Here is a 19,896-nt window from a genome sequence, read left to right as displayed (position 1 = left end):
TTATTTTGTTGTTTTAAGTGACGAAAACCAAGTTTTCTTTAAAGGGGGAACGTCAGATGGGAAAGGTTAGAAAAGCAATTATACCCGCAGCAGGTCTTGGCACACGCTTCTTGCCTGCGACTAAGGCAATGCCGAAAGAAATGCTGCCGATCGTTGATAAACCTACTATTCAATACATAGTGGAAGAAGCCGTTGAAGCTGGTATTGAAGACATTATTATTGTAACGGGTAAAGGCAAGCGGGCAATTGAGGACCACTTCGACAATGCATTTGAGCTAGAGGAAAATCTTCTCAAAAAGGAAAAGTTCGACTTACTAGATAAGGTGCGCCAATCCTCAAAGGTAGATATTCATTACATCCGGCAAAAGGAACCTAAAGGATTAGGACATGCTGTCTGGTGTGCAAGGAAATTCATCGACAATGAACCATTTGCTGTTTTATTGGGCGATGATATTGTCCAAGCTGACCAGCCTTGCATTGGACAGCTTATGGAGCAATACGAGAAGACAGGCCGATCAGTTATCGGTGTGCAAGAAGTAGCGGAGACGGAAACACATCGATACGGCATTATTGACCCTAACAAGCAAGATGGCCGGTTATATGAAGTAAACAAATTTGTTGAAAAGCCAAAGGAAGATGCTCCTTCTAATCTTGCGATTATGGGGCGTTACGTGTTAACACCGGAAATCTTCGATTTCCTCGAAAAGCAAGAGCTTGGGGCAGGCGGCGAAATTCAGCTTACGGACGCTATTCAAAGGTTAAATGAAGTTAAGGGCGTTCAAGCTTATAACTTTGAAGGCGATCGTTATGATGTTGGGGAGAAGGTTGGATTTGTGTTGACGACGATTGAGATGGCACTCAAAAACCCGGAAATAAGATTAGATGTCATTAAATCCTTAGAACAAATCTTATCGAAAGAAAAAGAGATATTAAGATAGATAAAAATCGTACTAAGGGGGTGGTCAAATGTCCTATAGAAACCGTGTCGCATTGCTGATACTGGCTGATTCATTAATTGTTGTGTGTTCAATATTTGCTGGAAGATTCATCTTGGATACTTACATAACATTTGAAGATACCGCGATTTTAACCAGCTCTATTACTTTATTAGTTTTCCATCATGTGTTTGCATCGTGGTACAAGCTCTATATGAAAGCATGGGAATATGCCAGCGTTAATGAGCTATTGGCTATTTTTAAATCTGTCACACTATCTATTGTCGCTACTGCGATTGTCCAAGAAGTGGTTTTCCATAATATCCTTATCCGTATTCTCCTTGTCACATGGCTATTGCATTTATTCTTTATTATTGGATCAAGATTGTCTTGGAGATTATTCAGGGATACTTATTTTGAGGGCAAGAAGGATAAGAAGAGAACGTTAATAGTCGGAGCGGGTGCAGCCGGTGTGATGGTAGCCAGGCAACTATCAAAAAGCAGGGATTCGGAATTAAATCCTGTTATTTTTATCGATGATGATACCAAGAAACATCATCTGCAGGTGATGGGCCTTCCAGTGGCTGGGACGATTAAGGACATTCATCGTTGTGTAGCATCTTATAAAGTTGAACACATCGTCATTGCCATTCCTTCTTTGAGTACAAAAAGATTAAATGAAATCTATCTCGAATGTTCCGCAACACAAATAAAGACTCAAATGATCCCGAAAATTGAAGACCTGATGATGGGTAAAGTGTCAGTTAACCATGTCAGAGATGTAAAGGTAGAAGACCTGCTAGGTCGCGATCCTATAGAGCTTGATATGGAGAGTATTTCAGAATCCATTACTGGCGAAACAATATTAGTTACGGGAGCTGGAGGTTCAATTGGTTCAGAAATCTGCCGCCAAGTCACAAAATTTTCGCCAAAGAAACTTGTCCTACTGGGACACGGTGAAAACAGCATTTATACGATTGAAATGGAACTAAGAAATAAATATCCAAACGGACCTGAATTTGTAACGGAAATCGCTGATATTCAGGATAAAGACAAAATGGTTTCTGTATTCGGAAAGCATAAGCCAAACGTTGTCTATCATGCGGCCGCACATAAACATGTCCCGTTAATGGAAAGGAATCCGGAAGAAGCTGTTAAGAACAATGTCATTGGAACAAAGAATGTTGCAGAAGCGGCTGATCTAGCCGGCGTAAACACATTTGTCATGGTTTCTTCAGATAAGGCAGTTAATCCAACGAATGTCATGGGCGCGACGAAAAAAGCTGCCGAAATGATTGTTCAATATATGGGTACTATAAGCCAGACAAAGTTTGTTGCCGTAAGATTTGGGAACGTCCTAGGTAGCCGGGGCAGTGTTATTCCTTTATTCAAAAAACAAATTGCTCAAGGCGGACCAGTTACCGTAACCCATCCTGATATGATCCGATATTTTATGACGATCCCTGAAGCATCAAGGTTAGTCATCCAAGCTGGTTCCTTAGCACGTGGTGGAGAAATCTTTGTCCTTGATATGGGCGAACCAGTAAAAATAGTTGACCTTGCTAAAAATGTTATAAAGCTTTCAGGGTATACAGAGGAAGATATAGAGATAAAGTACACTGGGATCAGACCTGGGGAAAAATTATTTGAAGAGCTGCTAAATAGTGATGAAGTTCATGACAAACAGGTTTACCCAAAGATCTATATTGGAAAGACAGCGAATTTATATATTAATGAGATACAAGATGTTATTTCGAATTTAGCTAGTTTACCAACTGATCAGTTAAGAGATAGCCTCTTAGGGATAGCCAATCATAACGTGAAGGTGAAACATGAGGTTGTGTCTTCTTAAACGGATGCATTTACATTCGTAAGTAAGATTATTGAGATCGAGCGACTTTGCTTTAGCTTTTTAGTTAAAGCAGAGTTGCATCATTTTTTGGGGATCTGGGGCAGATTGAATGAGTGTTTAGCAGGTAAGTAGTTTATTGGATTAAGAGAAGGTTAGATTACTCCAATCAAGTACTAGTCAACTAAACGTAACGCTTAAACAAGCCAGATATAGAGTTATTACAAAGAGGGAGAGTTTTGAAATGGGGGAAAGAATATTTCTCTCTTCACCACATATGAGTGATGAAGGTTATGAAATGCAATATATAAAGGAAGCTTTTGATACAAACTGGATTGCACCCCTTGGGGAAAATGTAAATGAATTTGAAAAAGAATTAGCTAATAAAGTAGGTTCTAAGGCCGCTGCAGCGCTCTCTTCTGGAACAGCTGCGATTCATTTAGCTCTTAGAGCAGCTGGGGTTGAAGCTGGTGATATTGTGTTTTGTCCGACACTTACATTTTCAGCAACAGCCAATCCGATCATTTATCAAAATGCAATTCCTGTTTTCATAGATAGTGATTGTAAAACTTGGAATATGTGTCCTAAAGCTTTAGAAGAAGCTTTTGTAAAATATCCAGAAGTAAAAGCAGTAATAGTAGTACATTTATATGGACTTTCTGCAGATATGGATAAGATTATGGAGATTTGTAAGAAACATAATGTAGCAGTTATCGAAGATGCTGCTGAGTCTCTTGGAACATATTATAAAGGTAAACATACTGGAACTTTTGGGGATTATGGCATCTTCTCTTTTAATGGAAACAAAATCATCACTACATCAGGTGGTGGCATGCTAGTTTCTGATAAAACGGAGAGAATAGCAAAGGCAAGATTTTGGGCGACTCAATCTAGAGATCAAGCAAAGCATTATCAGCATAGTGAATTAGGATTTAATTACCGTATGAGCAATGTTGTTGCTGGAATTGGTAGAGGCCAGCTTAAGGTGTTAGATCAGAGAGTTGAGAAGAAGAAATACATTTTCAATTTTTATAAAAGAGAGCTTAATGGACTGAACGGCATTGAGTTCATGCCTAGTAATGAGTGGAACGAACCAAACTATTGGCTGAGCTCCATAACTTTAAATGGCATGGTTAAACCCATTGATATTATGGAAGCTCTTGAAAAAAAGAACATCGAATCAAGGCCAATTTGGAAGCCGATGCATATGCAGCCGTTTTTTGAGAAATATGATTTTGTTGGAACCAGCGTGTCGAAAAAATTATTTGAGAATGGCGTATGTTTGCCATCCGATACAAAGATGACTGATGGGGACTTAGCGAGAGTTGTTGAGATTATTAAAGGGTTGTGGTTTGAGTAATGGAAAATTCCAAAGATGGTATTTATGGTATTTATAGAAGATTTATAAAAAGACCGATGGATTTCATATTATCTTTGATAGCTACTATAGTGCTTAGTCCCGTTCTTTTGGTGGTTGCTGTCCTTGTAAAAGTAAAGCTAGGTAGTCCAGTACTATTTAAGCAAAAACGGCCTGGGTTGAACGAGAAGATCTTCATGATGTATAAGTTTAGAACGATGACGGACGAGAAGGATCAAAATGGAGAACTACTTCCCGATAGCGTTAGGTTAACGAAGTTTGGCATGTTTCTTCGCTCTACATCACTTGACGAGCTACCGGAACTTTTAAATATTTTAAAAGGCGATATGTCAATTATAGGCCCAAGACCATTATTGGTACAGTATTTGTCGCTCTACAATGATCATCAAAAAAGACGTCATGAAGTTAGACCAGGTTTATCTGGTTTGGCACAAGTTAGCGGAAGAAATGCTATCAGCTGGAAAGATAAATTTAATCTTGATGTAGATTATGTAGATAAAATTAGTTTTACTGGAGATTGTATGATCGTTTTCCTAACCTTAAAGAAAGTCTTTGTAAGAGAAGGTATCAATTCGGAAACTGCAGCGACGATGGAACCCTTTAAAGGTAATACAAAGGAAAGAATAGAGATATGAAAAACAAACTTCTCATAATTGGTGCTAGCGGGCACGGGAAAGTTGTTGCTGATATCGCATTGAAAATGAATAAATGGCAAAGTATTGCTTTCCTAGATGATGATGAAAGTATCAAATCATCAATGGGAATAAAAGTAGTTGGTAAATCATCTGATGCATTCAAGTATTTACAGAACCACGATATCTTCGTAGGTGTTGGTAACAATGCTACAAGAGAGAAGATTCAAGGGAAACTTGAAGCTAAAGGTGCAAGTATACCCATTTTAATACACCCAAGTGCAATTATTGGTAAACTGGTTAAAATAAATTTTGGGACAGTAATAATGGCTGGTGTGGTGATTAATTGCTGCTCTAAAATTGGTAAAGGCTGCATTATTAATACAGCCGCTACTATTGACCATGACAATTTGATTGAAGATTATGCTCATATATCACCAGGTGTACATTTAGCTGGTACTGTTAGAGTTGGACAAGGCACATGGTTGGGCATTGGTACTGTGGTAAGTAATAACGTAAACATTACCAGTCTTTGCAAGGTTGGAGCAGGTGCTAGGGTAATTAAAGATATAACTGAACCTGGAACCTATGTTGGTGTTCCGGTTAGGAGAGTATAGAGATGCAAAAAAATATTTGGATATGGAATCATTATGCAACAAATATGTATAAAGACCAAGCAGGTAGGCATTATTGGTTTGCGGAAAATTTAATTAAAAGAGGATATAGCCCAACTATTTTTTGTGCGTCTACTGTTCATAATTCAAATGAAAATATAGATACAAAAAACAACAAATTTATTACAGATACTTTAAACAACATACCATTCGTGTTTGTTGAAACACCTAGTTATTTAAATAACGGGAAACAACGTGTTAAGAACATGATTACCTTCTATAATAAACTTTTTCCTGTAGCTAAAGATTACGCTGAAATTTACGGTAAACCAGATGTGATCTTAGCTTCAAGTGTTCACCCCCTTACCCTAGTAGCAGGGATTAAAATAGCAAAGAAGTTTAATATCCCATGTATCTGTGAAGTAAGGGATTTATGGCCGGAGAGCATTGTAGCGTATGGTGCTTTAAGAAGAAGTAGTGTTATCGCAAAAGTTTTATACCAGGGCGAAAAATGGATATATAGGAAAGCCGACTCTGTCATCATGACATGGGCAGGCGGTAAAGATTATATTATCAACCAAGGCTGGGAGAGAAAAATTGATTTAACAAAGGTTAAGCATATAAGCAATGGAGTAGTAATCAGTACATTCGACAATAATAGTGAAGATTACAATATAAGTGATTCGGATTTGGATAATAAAGGTTACAAAAATGTTGTGTATACCGGTTCTATTAGGAAAGTTAACAACCTTGGATTGTTATTGGATGCTGCAAAAATAATTCAATATCAAGGAAGGAAAGACATTAGATTTTTAATATACGGAGATGGTGATGAAAGTAATGTACTTAAAAAGCGCTGTGAAGAGGAGAATATTAAAAATATAATATTTAAGGGACGCGTTGAAAAAAAATATGTGCCTTCCATACTCACAAGGGCTTATATAAATATACTTCATAATTCAAGTACTTCACTTGATAAATATGGTCAAAGTCAGAATAAATTTTTTGAGTATTTAGCAGCTGGGAAAGCTATTGTTCAAACATATTCAACTGGTTATAGTATTTGTGAAAAATTTGACTGCGGAATTAGTGCTCCCGTACAAAATGCCGAAGAGATTGCTAAAGCTGTAATTACAGCTTGTAGTAATGAGAGTAGGAATAATTTAATGGGGAAAAATGCTCGTAAAGCTGCCTATGAATTTGATTTTAATAGATTAACGAAGAAACTGATTAATATTATCGAATGTGTAAATGAAAGAGGGGAAGCATCAATTGAACTTGTACGAAAAAATAGTTAATAATCAAGAAAGAATTTCAGTGGTCGGATTAGGTTATGTAGGAATGCCATTAGCTGTTGCATTTGCAAAGAAAGTTGATGTTATTGGATTTGACTTAAATGAAAAGAAGATAGAACTATATAATTCAGGCATTGATCCTACAAATGAGGTAGGAAATGAGTCAATCAAACAGACTACGGTAGATTTTACCTCAGATGAAACAAGACTTAAAGAAGCAAAGTTTCATGTTGTCGCTGTTCCAACCCCAATTAACTCTGATAAGACACCAGACCTTACACCAGTAGAGGGAGCTAGTACTATTGTTGGTCGCAATCTTACCAAGGGGTCAATAGTCGTTTATGAATCTACTGTTTATCCTGGGGTTACAGAAGATATATGTATTCCAATTCTTGAAAAGGAATCCGGACTAAAATGTGGTACTGATTTTAAAGTTGGTTATTCCCCAGAACGTATTAACCCTGGTGATAAAGTTCATACGCTTGAAAAGATTATTAAAATAGTTTCGGGTATGGATAGTGAGACCCTAGAAGAAATAGCTAAGATATATAAATTAGTAATTGAAGCTGGTGTCCATAAAGCAAGTTCTATAAAAGTTGCCGAGGCTGCTAAAGTTGTTGAGAATAGCCAACGCGATATTAACATAGCCTTTATGAATGAACTTGCCATGGTGTTCGATCGCATGGGTATTGACACCATCGATGTTATTGAAGCTATGAATACAAAATGGAATGCACTTAAATTCTATCCAGGACTTGTTGGGGGTCATTGTATAGGAGTGGACCCTTATTATTTTGTTTATGAGGCTGAAAGATTAGGGTACCACAGTCAGATTACTTTGTCAGGAAGAAAGATTAATGATGGAATGGGAGAATTTATTGTCGATTCAATTATTAAAAAGTTAATTCTAGCTAATAAGGTAGTAAAACAAGCTAATGTGGTTATTCTTGGAGTTACCTTTAAAGAGAATTGCCCTGATATAAGAAATTCAAAAGTTGTAGATATTATAAAAGGATTGAATGAGTATAGTATTGAGCCTTTAATTGTTGATCCTCATGCTGATGCATATGATGCAAAGTGCGAATACGGTATTGACTTAGCTCGATTAAAAGATGTAAAAGATGCTGATTGCATTGTATTTGCCGTAGCTCATGAGGAATTTAAGAATATGAGTATAGAACAGATAGATGGAATGTTTGGGGACTTTAATAGTCAAGAGCAAGTAATTATTGACGTGAAAAGTATGCTTAAAAAGGAAGAGATTGAAAAGAGTGGTTATAGTTATTGGAGACTTTAAGTTAGTGGATTTAAAACAAGAATACTACCTATAAAATGGAAGTTTCAAATAAGATAATTTTTTACCTTTTTAATCCGAATATATCCAATTCAACACTAAGATACCTTCAAATGTAAGTAGATAAAATAGAGATTCATCGAGATTAATTATTAATTTTCATAGTAATTTTAACTATGAAAAGATTTATAACTATAGAACAAGGAATGCATATAAAGATTTAAACCAAGCGAAAGAATTTAAATTAGGGCATGTGAAGAACGAAAAAAACAATAGTTTGGTTTGGGTCTAATGTCATATGGTATTTAAAAATGAAATTACATCACAAAATTATTAAGAAGTTTAAATCAAATAATTTTCTTAAAAATATTATTCTATTGGTTGGTGGAACTGCTTTGGGTCAGTTGATATTATTTATAATCTCCCCTGTTCTATCAAGAATTTATGGACCAATAGATTTTGGAGTGATGGCAATTTTCACCTCTGCTATTGCAATTATAGGCGTCAATTCTTCATTTAGATATGAATTAGCAATTTTATTACCTGAAGATGATAAAGAAGCATTACACGTGGTAGTATTAGCGTTAATTCTAAACTTTCTATTAACCCTTTTGTTATTCGTATTCTTATTTATCCTTGGAGATGCACTATTTACCTATTTAAACGCTGTATCCTTGATACCATATATGTATATCCTTCCAATAAGCGTTTTTGGATTAGGGGTTTACAATGTCTTAAGTTACTGGGCTATAAGAAAGAAAGAGTATGGAAAAATAGCAAAGACGAAGTTTAGTCAAAGCTTAGGGATGTCTATAACTCAATTGCTTATTGGTGTAATGTCGAGTGGGCCAATTGGATTATTGATTGGAGATGCATTTGGAAGAATTGCGGGGAGTGGTGCTTTAGGAAAGGCAGTTTTGAAGGACGGTCTTGATTACCTAAAACAGTTTAAATTTAAAAAAGGGATATATGTAGCTTTAAAATATAAAAATTTCCCTTTAATTTCAAGTTGGTCAGGTTTTTTTAATGTTGTCGGTCTTCAACTTCCCCCCCTTGTTTTGGCACCTTTATATGGTTCAAGCGTAGTTGGATGGTATTCTCTTGGAAGTAGGGTAGTTGGGGCTCCTATAGCCTTGCTTGGTAAAGCTGTAACCCAAGTGTATATTAGTGAGGTACCTGTCTTAGCAAAGAATTCACCAGATAAATTAAAAGGGCTTTTAATAGTTACAACTAAAAGATTATTTTTAATTGGAATTTTACCAACCTTGCTTTTAATATTTTTCGGTCCCAAAATGTTTGCTTTTATCTTTGGGGATTCTTGGTATAAAACAGGAGTATTTGTACAACTTTTAGGTGTAATGTATTTAATGGAATTTATTGTTTCGCCTGTATCACAGACATTGGAACTATTGGGGAGTCAGGTGCAACAATTGATTTGGCAAATAATAAGGATAACACTAGTTTTCTCTGCATTTTTTTTACCAAAGTATATTGGGGCGGGTGTAGAGATAGCAATTTCCTTATATGGACTGGCTATGTCAATATCATATATTTTGCTTTTACTTTTAATTTTTTTTAATGTAAGGAAGTTGGTTAAACAACAAAATAAAAATAGTTATTTATAATGATTAAAACTCAAAGGAATGATGAATTAATATAGTTCTACTATCAAATTTTTACAGTTATCATAGGTATAATTAATAAGTGGAAATTTTTTTTGGAAGCAAACTTGGACACTGATTTTAGAAACTAGCTTGATTCATTTGGATTCCTACGTGAGCGGACCCCCTTGTCTATCTCGATGTAGCTTATAGTGTTTCTGTTATTACCGAAGTTTCCAGGTATTTATTCTCCGTTCAAATAATACGGAATAAGCCATGATACTTGGTTACTATTAATCCTCTGACCGGGTATAGGGAACGTTCCAATATAAAAAGCAAATTTTCTTTCCAGGAGGTAATTAATAATGGCGTGGCTAACAAGCAAAACATAGTAAAATATTAACTGGTGATAAAAGGGGCTAATTAAATAATGATTCTAGAAAAAAACAACATATTATCACTGCTTCTAGCTTTATTTGTGTCTATATCGATAGGTGTTTTGTCAGTATATGGCACAATGGATTTTTTTATAATAGGCATTTCTTTGTTTATATCGGTGCTATTTTTTGTGTTTACGGTGGTAAAAAGGAACAAAATGTTATCTCTTTTTAGCCAGTTTTTAATATTGAGCTTAATCCTTATTCCTGGGATATCACTTTCTGGAATAGGTTTTAGGTTGGACGATTTTATAGTTATCTTTCTTACTTTAGGTTTGATCTTTACATTTGTATATGGAAGGAAAAGAGCGTTAAATGCGCCGCCAATAATAAAATGGGTGTTTGCTTATTTAATATATAGCCTGTTTATTAGCTTGGTAAGAGTTGTATTTGATCATCTTCAGTCAATCTATTTGTTATTTTTTATTAAAGAAATACAATATTTTATTTATTTCATAGCTTTTTACTACCTAGCCAGAAATAAGGAAGGATTCTCTAGTAAAGTTAGAAAGACATTTTTCATAGCATCGTTAATCACAATCTTGTGGGGATTATTCCAATTGGTCACCGGAAATATTCGAGGATATTACGGGATTGGAATTATTAGTGTGCAAAACCCAAGTCAATCAGGTGTTGTATTTTTTATCATAACTATATTTCTTATGTACATGAGTTCGACAGCTGAAAAACGAAGCCATTCACTTTTTCTTTCAGTTGGTTCGTGTATATCAGCAATTCTTACAGTTGCAACCATTTCAAGAACAGCAACCCTTGTTTTGATAGTAACGTTTTTACTTTATCTGTTTATTTCTTTATGTAGGAAAAAATGGAATTATAAAAAGATATTTATTGCAATTTATTTATCTTCAGCTATTATTCCCCTAGGGTATAAGCTATTTGCAACTTTGGGGACTTCAATATTTGATCGTTTTTCTCGTATTGAGGAAGGCACTGACACAAGATTAAACCATTGGGGTAATTACCTTTCTCATAGCGACACAATAGGATATATTTTCGGTAATGGCAAGGGTTTTATGCAGGTTATTGTAGGATCGTTTACGTTGCAAGCAGATAACCAATATGTACGTTTATTAGTGGAAGTCGGAGTCGTAGGACTTATATTGTGGATCATCCTAATTGGGTCAATTATCCTTTTTTGCTTTGTTAACTTTAAAAGAAACTATACTGATGCACTATTTCTATTGCTCTTTACCTTTGGTTTTATAATATTCGGTATGACTCAAGAAGCATATTTGGTTGCTATTCAAGGGTCACTTTATTGGATATTAACGGGCTTCTTTATAGGTAAAATGTTACGGCAGAACGATTTAAGGAATAACCAGGTAAAAACTAAATGGGATCAGGATGTGTAGATTTCCATTTAATTGGATGTTTGAAGCGTATCTTTGATACTGTTAAAATTCGGTATATAAATTACTCGAGTATTAGAGAAGAAAAGGTTTTCATCAACAGCAGCGACCTACGGGGTTCCGAAAGTGGACGTTATTACGGAGGCCAGCCCAACTCAGCCAATCAATCCATATGGAAAGTCAAAGTTAATGGTGGAGCAATGTTTGGCTGACTTTTCTACTGCCTATGATCTTTCCTATGTGGTTTTCCGCTATTTTAATGCAGCGGGGCTAATGATAGTGGTTTGATAGGCGAGGATCACCACCCGGAAACACATTTGATTCCATTGGTTCTTCAGCATTTGCAAGGCAAGCGTGAAAAGATATCGATATTTGGAACTGATTATGATGCACCGGATGGCTCTTGTATCCGCGATTATATCCACGTGACTGATCTTGCGCAGGCTCATATATTAGGGCTCGAAGCTCTGTTAAATGGTACACATAAGAATGAAATTTATAACCTAGGAATCGGTGAAGGTTATTCTGTTAAGGAAATTATAGCAGCCTGCGAAAAGGTCACGGGCATTAAGACAACGATTGAGTATGCCGATCGGCGCGCGGGGAGATCCGGCTAAGTTTGTTGCATCATCGGATAAGGCAAAAGCGGATATAGGCTGGATGCCGCAATATAAGTTGGAGGATATTATTGAGTCGGCTTGGGGATGGCATCAGGGGCATCCAGAGGGGTATTCAGATAAAAGAAATTAGGGAAGCGAGAGAAAGAGAATTGAAAAAGTTAATTTTTGCATTAGCTGCAGTTTTGTTATTTGGTGTAGTCTTAGCTGGCTGTGGTTCAGATAAGACATCAAGTAATAACAAGAAGAATGAGACGGAAGAGAAGAAGGCTGAGGCTTCAAAAGGTAAAAAGCATTTAAATGCCGATGAGAAGATGGTGTTGAAGTTTATCGCTGGCTACGACAGCGAGGATGAGGATACCCGCGTTAAGGCAGTGGATGATTATGTAGCGGATGAAACGAAGGATATTTATAAATTAGGTGCTGCTGCGCCACCGGAGGATAAAAAATCAGATTATAAAGTGATTGAATCCATTAAACAGAAAGAAGACGGCAAGGAGGCAACTCTTGTTTTATTGCATAGCCTGGATGACAACAAGGAGTTGCATGAATCTATTTTTGCGGTGATGAATCATAAGGTTCTGTTCAGCTATTCACCGGAATCGAGTGACCAAGAGATGAGGAAGGCATTTAAAGATCTTAGGTCAAATTTTAAAACGCCCGTTCCGGAGGCAGTTAAAAAGCAGATGAAGGAACAAGCGGCTTCGGAAAAGAAAAGCAAGTATCCTTTCCCATCCGATACCACAGCAAAAGGAAATGGGAAGGTTGTCATTGAAACACCGGCGGGGTCATCGGAAAATGGCAATGTGCCGGTATTGTTTGTGGACAAGAATACATCCTTTACCCAGACTGATATTGATTTGTCCAACTTCGAAGGGGATAAACAAACCTATATCTATGTAAATAAAAAGTTTGTCCAGGCTGAGCAAGTCGGTGAAGAGACAGCAACAACACTTGATCTAGAAGGTGATTTGCTAAAGCCGGGGATATACACGGTAACAGCAGTTCAGTTTAAGGATAATGATCCAACGAAAGAAGTCATTGGACTCGCGAGTACGAAGTTTGAGATTAAAGAAGGTGCTTGATTGATTTGCTCTATTTGAGGGCAATCTTTCCGAACCAAGTTAACTGAAAATATAGTTAAGTCTTATAAACATAGAAGCTTTGGGTATGTATCAAAATACTCTATTATGCTAGAATTCCGAGTATGATCCGAAGTCTAATAAAATTATGCAAACTACATTTGGAGGTGTGAATATGGATTTGATGGATATTCAACCTATCGTCCAAAGTATTGCTGATGCAATAGCAGCTGTATTAAAGATTGAGGTCGAAATTGCTAATCACCGTTTTATAAGGGTGGCAGGGACTGGGGAACAAAAGGTGAGTGTTCTTCACAAAATGGAAGGGGACTTGGCCTATCAATCCGCTATACGAACGGGGCAGGCAGTTATCGTAACCAATCCGGGGTTCGACGCAGTTTGTGAACGGTGTAGATTCTATCAAAATTGTTCTGAAACAGGAGAGATCAGTACGCCTATTACATATAAAAATAGAGCAATTGGTGTAATCGGGCTACTAGCGTTTAATGAAGAACAAAGGAAGCGCCTTTTTGAAAATAAGGAAGGGATCTTAACCTTTTTAGGAAAAATGGCCGATCTTCTTTCAAGTAAATTACATGTACACTACTCACTTGAGCAGCTTACAAGGACTTCAGAAAAAATGGTCAAGTTGATGAACCTTGTAAATGAGGGAATGATTGTAATTAATGATAAAGGGAAGATAAGTGAAATGAATCTGAAAGCGGAGCTACTATTGGAAATAGAGGACAAATTTGCCCCGCAAAAGGTACAAAAGTTACTCAGAGAATTTGTTTGGGATGAAGCGCTTTCCAAACAAACGGTCACTCTTATCACGAACGAGGGCGAAAAATCTTTATATTTAACAAAACAAATGCTGTCTTCTGTTGGGGAGCCTGAGTATCTTATTAGTCTTCAGGATGTCAATGATATTCGAAATCTGGCAGAAATGGCAACAGAAGAACAAAGAAAACCGTTTAATCGAATTATCGGAGTCAGCGCACAAATTATAGAGGTAAAAGAATATGCCTACAGAGTTTCTCAATCAGATTCTACCATTTTAATTCAAGGGGAAAGCGGAACTGGTAAGGAAGAGTTTGCTAAAGCTATTCACTTTTCTAGTATGAGGAAAGAAAATCCTTTTATTACTGTCAATTGTGGTGCAATTCCAGAAAATCTGTTAGAGAGTGAATTATTCGGATATGACAGAGGGGCATTTACAGGAGCAAATAATAAGGGTAAAGTAGGTAAGTTTGAATTAGCTCAAAATGGTACAATATTTTTGGATGAAATTGGAGAAATGCCCCAGCTGTTGCAGGTGAAATTATTACGCGTTCTTCAGCAGAGGGAAATTGAACGTCTTGGTGGAACCCTTCCTATACCTGTGGATGTACGTGTGATTGCTGCAACTAATAAGGATCTTCAGGAGATGGTCAACAACAAAACTTTCAGAGAGGATTTATTTTTTCGCTTAAATGTCATTCCTATCGTGATACCGCCACTTAGAAGCAGAAAAGAAGATATTCTTGCACTTAGTGAATACTATGTTTCCTATTTTAATGATTATTTCCATGCAAATGTATTAGGGCTTGGAAGGGATGTGAAAAATTTAATTGTAAAATATCCTTGGAAGGGTAATGTCCGAGAACTAAAAAATTTCATAGAATATTTATTTAACTTTATCTCTAACGGATGGGTTACCATGGAAGTTGCGGCAGAACTAATCCATAGGAAATTAGAAATTGACAAAAAGAGTCTTCCGCTTGCTTCCCCATCTTTTTCTTTAGTTGACATGGAGGAAGAGCTAATTAAAAAAGCACTTCAGTATGTACAAAGTCAAGATCTCAATATTGAGGAAGCTAGCAAATTGTTGGGAATAGGAAGAGCAACTTTATTTAGGAAAATCAAAAAGTATCAAATTGAGACTTAATCTCAATTTGATACTTTTTGATTTTTTATCAGCATTGATCTGATTATTTAAATTATTGTGCTGGTTAAGTATCAAATTGATACAAAAATGGTCTCTCCTTGTTTTAAAAAAACGCTCTAATTTAAGGTTCATCACTTTGGCATGAATATTGCATTATTTATATGTATAAGCCAAAGGGAGGAATGACGAAATGATACAGCAAATCCAATCAAATAAAGCACCAGCTGCAGTTGGCCCCTATTCTCAAGTTGTTATTGCAAACGAATTCGTTTTTTTATCAGGGATGCTGCCATTAGATCGTGAAACAGAAGAAATCGTAGGTCTTAATGCCGCGGAGCAAACAAACCAGATTATGAAGAATATTTCCGGCTTATTATCTGAATTACATCTTAGGTTGGAGGATGTTGTAAAGACGACCATTTTCCTTGATTCAATTGAAACCTTTCAAAGTGTAAACGAAGTATATGGTTCGTATTTTACAACTCATAAACCGGCAAGAAGCTGTGTTGAGGTAGCAGCGATACCGAAAGGTGCGCTAATAGAAATAGAGGTAATAGCTATAAAAAAATAGGGGGCCAATCATGCAGAATACTATTAAGTCGGATATTAAATGGGTCAAAAATGTATTTTATGACCCTGTATATAACGATCAGGAATTGCATTTTTTTCAAGAAAAGAAGATTAAAGGTGTTTATGATTTCCAAAAAACGCATAATGACTACTCCGAAACACCATTATCCCACCTGAAGAATCTTGCTGAGTATTTAGATGTTGCTGATATAAGAGTGAAGGATGAATCATACCGATTTGGGCTTAATGCCTTTAAGGTGATGGGTGGAATCTATGCAGTCGGTAAATACCTTGCTGACAGATTAGGCAAGAAAATAGAGGAGCTTTCATTTCAAGAATTACAATCTCCAAGAGTAAAAGAAGAGTTAGGTGAATTGACCTTTATTTCCGCGACGGATGGAAATCATGGCAGAGGAGTAGCCTGGGCAGCAAGAGAACTTGGTCATCGGTCGGTTATCTATATGCCAAAGGGCTCCGCAAGGGTTCGCCTTGAAGCCATTCGAAATGAAGGTGCCGTAGCTCATATTACTGAATTAAATTATGACGATGCTGTCAGAATGTGCGCGGACGTCGCAACCGAAAACGGCTGGATTATGGTTCAAGATACGGCTTGGAAAGGTTATGATCATATTCCGCTTTGGATTATGCAGGGATATGCCTCCATGGGGAAAGAAATTGTTGAGCAGCTCCTGAGAGATGGAGGGGAACAGCCGACGCACATCTTTCTTCAGGCCGGAGTTGGTTCGTTCGCAGCTGCAATTACTGCATATATGGTACAACATTATCAAGGGAATCCTCCTATTGTAGTGGTTGTCGAGCCTGATCAAGCTGATTGCTACTATAAGTCATTTGCTAATAAAGAAGGTAAACGGGAAACTGTTACAGGAATGATGGATACGATTATGGCAGGTCTTGCGTGCGGCGAACCAAATACTAGAGCTTTTCGGATTTTAAAGCAATATGCAAAAGCCGCCTTTTCATGCGATGACAGCATAGCAGCTTTAGGGATGAGAATTTATGGAAGTCCAATGAAGGATGACCCTCATGTAGTCTCGGGTGAATCAGGTTCAGCACCACTTGGCTTACTCTATTATTTACGAAAGTTTAAAGAAAATCAGAAAGTATGTGTGGAGTTATCACTGGATTCCGAATCCCGAATCCTGCTCATAAGTACAGAAGGAGATACTGATCCGGTGCATTACAGAAAGGTGGTTTGGGAGGGAAGCTGCCCACTTAAATAAGGAGTGGTGCGGGGCGGCTCTTCTGCTTCTTTCTATTAGAAAGTTGAAAGCAAAGAACTGCTCTTTTCTTTAAATTAATCATAATGGCAAGGGGGAAGAAATGATGTTGTCAGAAGAAAGAAAACAAAAAGTGGTTAATCTTTGTCAGACATTAGTAAGATTGAAAAGCTATTCAGGTGAAGAAAATTTAGTGGCAAAGGAAATTAAAAGCCATGCAGAGCAAAACGGCTTTGATGATGTTATTGTGGATGAACTTGGAAATGTGATGCTGGTGATGAAAGGGAAGAATGAAGGGCCGACTGTATTGCTTGACGGTCATATTGATACAGTTCCGGTTACTGAGGAGCGGTGGACTGTAGATCCATATTCAGGGGAAATCAAGGATGGAAAAATATATGGGCGTGGAACCTCTGATATGAAGGGCGCAGTCAGTGCTATGATTGCTGCCGCAGTGAATTTTGCGGAGGATACTGACAAATCGTTTCCTGGTAAAGTGATTGTTTCATGCAGTGTTCATGAAGAGTGCTTTGAAGGCGTTTCTACAAGAAGAATAAGCGAAATTATTCATCCGGATTATGTCGTGATTGGTGAAGCAACCCATTTAAAATTAAATCGCGGCCAACGAGGCCGTGCGGAAATCGTCGTTGAAACGATTGGAAAACCAGCTCATTCCTCTAATCCCGAAAAAGGAAATAATGCTGTTTATCAGATGGTGAAACTGATTGCAAAAATTCGAGAATTACCTGTAGCAGAAGATGAGACTTTGGGAAAAGGAATTCTTGAGTTAACAGATATTAAATCATCACCTTATCCTGGTGCTTCCGTTGTTCCGTCATTATGTACGGCTACTTTTGACCGCCGTTTGTTAGTTGGAGAAACCAAAGAATCTGTATTAGCGACAATTCAGCAATTAATTGACAAGCTTCAATCTGAGGACCCTAGTTTTAAAGCAACTGTTAAATATGCTTACGGTGAGGAACACTGTTATACAGGAGCTCTGATCAGTGGCGAACGATTTTTCCCAGGCTGGTTATATGAGGATGAAAAGGATTTCGTTCAGCTTCCATTAAAGGAATTGTCTGCTATTGGACTTCAAACAGAGCTATCCCATTATTCCTTCTGTACAAATGGAAGCCATTTTGCTGGTGAAGCCAACATTCCAACAATTGGATTTGGCCCTTCGTTAGAATCTCAAGCCCATGTGGATGATGAGTACATCGAGATCGAACAAATAGTGAAAGCAACAGAAGGATATACGGGAATTATGAGAGCGTTAACATCTATTCAATCAAAAAAAGAGGAGACGATTAAAAATGTATGACCTTATCATTCGGAATGGGAAAATTATTGATGGTACTGGATCTCCATGGTATTACGGGGACCTTGCTATAAAAGGTGGAAAAATAGCTAAGATAGGCAAATTAACAAATTGCCAAGCAAAAAAGGAGGTTGATGTGCAACATCAAGTCGTAACTCCTGGTTTTATTGATATGCATACCCATTCAGATTTGGTGATTCTGGATGAGCCGTTGATTGAAGCAAAGGTGCGTCAGGGTATTACAACTGACTTGCTTGGTCAAGATGGTATTGCTGCCGCACCGCTGCCAAAAGACTTTGTGTCCACTTGGAGAAAGAATTTAGCAGGATTAGACGGAAGCCCTCCAATTGAATGGGATTGGGTAACCGTTTCGGATTACTTAAATAAAATTGAAGAAAATAAACCAAGTTATAACTTAGCTGTTCTTGCGCCGCATGGGAATATCAGAATGGAAGTGATGGGTCTCGATAACAGACCTGCTACCGATGAGGAAATTAAGCAAATGCAGCATGTTCTCCGCCGTTCACTTGACGAGGGAGCCGTTGGTTTATCGACGGGATTAATTTACCCGCCGTGCTGTTTTGCTGAAATGAAAGAATTGGAAGCCTTATGTGAAGTCATCGCGGAGTATGGGGTACCTCTTGTTATCCATCAAAGAAGTGAAGGCGATGAGATTTTAGAATCTATGCAAGAACTTGTTGACATGATGAAAAGGGTAGGTGCCCATCTCCATTTTTCACATCTAAAAAACTGTGGAAAAGATAACTGGCATAAGACACCGGATGTATTAAAGAAGATTGACCAGGCCCGTGAAGAAGGGCTTGAAATTACGTTTGACCAGTACCCATATACTGCTGGAAGTACGATGTTGAGTGCTATTCTTCCTCCTTGGGTGCATGCTGGCGGTACGGATCAGCTGTTGCAACGTTTGGAGGACAGTGAACTTAAGGAAAAAATGATGCGAGAGATGGCAACTGGATTCAAGGGATGGGACAGCATGTCGAAATGGGCCGGCTGGGATGGAATTATTATTACTTCGGTAGAGTCTGAAACAAAGCAATATTGTGTAGGGAAATCAGTTAAACAAATTGCTGAATTAGATCAACGTGACAATTGTGTAGAGGTTGCACTTGATTTAATTCTCCATGAGAAAAATGGCGTTGGGATGATTGACTTTGTTATGAATGAAAAGTCTGTCAAAGACATTCTTGCCCATCCAGCAGGAACAATCGGAAGTGACGGCTTATTAGGTGGTGAGCCACATCCAAGGGCATACGGCTCTTTCCCTCGTATTCTAGGAAAATACGTAAGAGAGGAAAAAGTTCTTCCATTAGAAGGTATGATTCGCCGGATGACCTCTCAGCCTGCTAGAATTATTGGTTTACAAGATAGAGGGATTTTGAGAGAAGGATTGGCAGCTGATATTGTTATATTCGATCCGGATCAAATTATTGATCACGCAACGTTTGAAAATCCACGTCAGTTTAATGCTGGAATTGATACGGTAATTGTGAATGGGGAAGTGGTTATACAAGGAAAAGAAGCCTATAGAAAACCAGCAGGAGAAGTTATCCGAAGAAGTTATCAAGTTGAGCCACTGAAAGTATAAAATTAATTTAAAACGAATTGGGAGGGGATTATGGGTAAAGATCAAAGACAAAGAGGGGATATTGTAACATTAGGTTCTCTAACAAGGGAGTAAGCTATCAATTGGTCTCTAACCATTTAAGCCAATT

Annotated in this window: 15 protein-coding genes and 1 pseudogene; all 16 read left to right on the top strand. The window is 37.4% G+C overall.

The genetic code is table 11. The annotated features are described in order from the left end of the window. The first annotated feature begins 56 nt into the window (after window positions 1-56). Window positions 57-938, top strand: a complete 882-nt coding sequence (galU, locus tag EV207_RS14245; protein ID WP_132746825.1) for a UTP--glucose-1-phosphate uridylyltransferase GalU — start codon at window positions 57-59, stop codon at window positions 936-938. Window positions 939-966: 28 nt separating this feature from the next. After that, complete coding sequence (locus EV207_RS14240; RefSeq protein WP_132746824.1) at window positions 967-2,787, top strand: nucleoside-diphosphate sugar epimerase/dehydratase; 1,821 nt, start codon at window positions 967-969, stop codon at window positions 2,785-2,787. A gap of 241 nt (window positions 2,788-3,028) precedes the next feature. Continuing rightward, on the top strand, window positions 3,029-4,144 hold the full coding sequence (locus EV207_RS14235) for a DegT/DnrJ/EryC1/StrS family aminotransferase (RefSeq protein WP_132746823.1): 1,116 nt from the start codon (window positions 3,029-3,031) through the stop codon (window positions 4,142-4,144). Further along, window positions 4,144-4,797, top strand: coding sequence for a sugar transferase (locus EV207_RS14230; protein ID WP_132746822.1), 654 nt, complete (start codon window positions 4,144-4,146; stop codon window positions 4,795-4,797). The genes EV207_RS14235 and EV207_RS14230 overlap by 1 nt, the downstream gene beginning before the upstream one ends. After that, complete coding sequence (locus EV207_RS14225; RefSeq protein WP_132746821.1) at window positions 4,794-5,411, top strand: acetyltransferase; 618 nt, start codon at window positions 4,794-4,796, stop codon at window positions 5,409-5,411. The genes EV207_RS14230 and EV207_RS14225 overlap by 4 nt, the downstream gene beginning before the upstream one ends. A 2-nt stretch (window positions 5,412-5,413) precedes the next feature. Continuing rightward, entirely contained in the window at window positions 5,414-6,706 is a 1,293-nt protein-coding gene (locus EV207_RS14220; RefSeq protein WP_132746820.1) for a glycosyltransferase family 4 protein, read from the top strand. Next, a complete protein-coding gene (locus tag EV207_RS14215; protein ID WP_132746819.1) occupies window positions 6,681-8,000 on the top strand; it encodes a nucleotide sugar dehydrogenase in 1,320 nt (439 codons plus the stop codon). The genes EV207_RS14220 and EV207_RS14215 overlap by 26 nt, the downstream gene beginning before the upstream one ends. 308 nt (window positions 8,001-8,308) lie before the next feature. Next, window positions 8,309-9,622: a lipopolysaccharide biosynthesis protein gene (locus EV207_RS14210; protein WP_132746818.1), complete on the top strand. Its 1,314-nt coding sequence runs from the start codon at window positions 8,309-8,311 to the stop codon at window positions 9,620-9,622. A gap of 406 nt (window positions 9,623-10,028) precedes the next feature. Further along, complete coding sequence (locus EV207_RS14205; protein ID WP_132746817.1) at window positions 10,029-11,408, top strand: O-antigen ligase family protein; 1,380 nt, start codon at window positions 10,029-10,031, stop codon at window positions 11,406-11,408. Between the two features lie 87 nt (window positions 11,409-11,495). Then, a pseudogene (galE, locus tag EV207_RS14200) lies at window positions 11,496-12,155 on the top strand (UDP-glucose 4-epimerase GalE); the annotation flags it as partial. Continuing rightward, the gene (locus EV207_RS14195; RefSeq protein WP_132746816.1) at window positions 12,094-13,107 is read left to right on the top strand and encodes a hypothetical protein; all 1,014 of its coding nucleotides are present in this window, start codon (window positions 12,094-12,096) and stop codon (window positions 13,105-13,107) included. The pseudogene galE and the gene EV207_RS14195, both read left to right, overlap by 62 nt. Before the next feature lie 172 nt (window positions 13,108-13,279). Further along, the gene (locus EV207_RS14190) at window positions 13,280-15,031 is read left to right on the top strand and encodes a sigma-54-dependent Fis family transcriptional regulator (RefSeq protein ID WP_165886954.1); all 1,752 of its coding nucleotides are present in this window, start codon (window positions 13,280-13,282) and stop codon (window positions 15,029-15,031) included. Between the two features lie 190 nt (window positions 15,032-15,221). Continuing rightward, window positions 15,222-15,602: a RidA family protein gene (locus EV207_RS14185; protein WP_132746814.1), complete on the top strand. Its 381-nt coding sequence runs from the start codon at window positions 15,222-15,224 to the stop codon at window positions 15,600-15,602. A gap of 10 nt (window positions 15,603-15,612) precedes the next feature. Next, window positions 15,613-16,842 carry a diaminopropionate ammonia-lyase gene (gene dpaL / locus EV207_RS14180; RefSeq protein WP_132746813.1) on the top strand — a complete coding sequence of 410 codons (1,230 nt, stop codon included), beginning with the start codon at window positions 15,613-15,615 and terminating at the stop codon, window positions 16,840-16,842. A 100-nt stretch (window positions 16,843-16,942) separates the two neighbouring features. Beyond that, window positions 16,943-18,163, top strand: coding sequence for a YgeY family selenium metabolism-linked hydrolase (locus tag EV207_RS14175; protein WP_207902958.1), 1,221 nt, complete (start codon window positions 16,943-16,945; stop codon window positions 18,161-18,163). Beyond that, window positions 18,156-19,769 carry an N-acyl-D-amino-acid deacylase family protein gene (locus EV207_RS14170; protein ID WP_132746812.1) on the top strand — a complete coding sequence of 538 codons (1,614 nt, stop codon included), beginning with the start codon at window positions 18,156-18,158 and terminating at the stop codon, window positions 19,767-19,769. The genes EV207_RS14175 and EV207_RS14170 overlap by 8 nt, the downstream gene beginning before the upstream one ends. Window positions 19,770-19,896: the final 127 nt, after the last annotated feature.

The organism is Scopulibacillus darangshiensis, from assembly GCF_004341035.1.
Lineage (GTDB): Bacteria > Bacillota > Bacilli > Bacillales > Sporolactobacillaceae > Scopulibacillus > Scopulibacillus darangshiensis.
Note: the sequence above shows the minus strand (reverse complement) of the source record. Positions and strands in the feature narration are given on the sequence as shown.

What these genes read in the sequence shown, in the direction of transcription:
- galU (WP_132746825.1), top strand. Translation starts at nt 57, where the DNA reads ATGGGAAAGGTTAGAAAAGCAATTATACCCGCAGCAGGTCTTGGCACA.
- EV207_RS14240 (WP_132746824.1), top strand. Translation starts at nt 967, where the DNA reads ATGTCCTATAGAAACCGTGTCGCATTGCTGATACTGGCTGATTCATTA.
- EV207_RS14235 (WP_132746823.1), top strand. Translation starts at nt 3,029, where the DNA reads ATGGGGGAAAGAATATTTCTCTCTTCACCACATATGAGTGATGAAGGT.
- EV207_RS14230 (WP_132746822.1), top strand. Translation starts at nt 4,144, where the DNA reads ATGGAAAATTCCAAAGATGGTATTTATGGTATTTATAGAAGATTTATA.
- EV207_RS14225 (WP_132746821.1), top strand. Translation starts at nt 4,794, where the DNA reads ATGAAAAACAAACTTCTCATAATTGGTGCTAGCGGGCACGGGAAAGTT.
- EV207_RS14220 (WP_132746820.1), top strand. Translation starts at nt 5,414, where the DNA reads ATGCAAAAAAATATTTGGATATGGAATCATTATGCAACAAATATGTAT.
- EV207_RS14210 (WP_132746818.1), top strand. Translation starts at nt 8,309, where the DNA reads ATGAAATTACATCACAAAATTATTAAGAAGTTTAAATCAAATAATTTT.
- EV207_RS14205 (WP_132746817.1), top strand. Translation starts at nt 10,029, where the DNA reads ATGATTCTAGAAAAAAACAACATATTATCACTGCTTCTAGCTTTATTT.
- EV207_RS14190 (WP_165886954.1), top strand. Translation starts at nt 13,280, where the DNA reads ATGGATTTGATGGATATTCAACCTATCGTCCAAAGTATTGCTGATGCA.
- EV207_RS14185 (WP_132746814.1), top strand. Translation starts at nt 15,222, where the DNA reads ATGATACAGCAAATCCAATCAAATAAAGCACCAGCTGCAGTTGGCCCC.
- dpaL (WP_132746813.1), top strand. Translation starts at nt 15,613, where the DNA reads ATGCAGAATACTATTAAGTCGGATATTAAATGGGTCAAAAATGTATTT.
- EV207_RS14175 (WP_207902958.1), top strand. Translation starts at nt 16,943, where the DNA reads ATGATGTTGTCAGAAGAAAGAAAACAAAAAGTGGTTAATCTTTGTCAG.
- EV207_RS14170 (WP_132746812.1), top strand. Translation starts at nt 18,156, where the DNA reads ATGTATGACCTTATCATTCGGAATGGGAAAATTATTGATGGTACTGGA.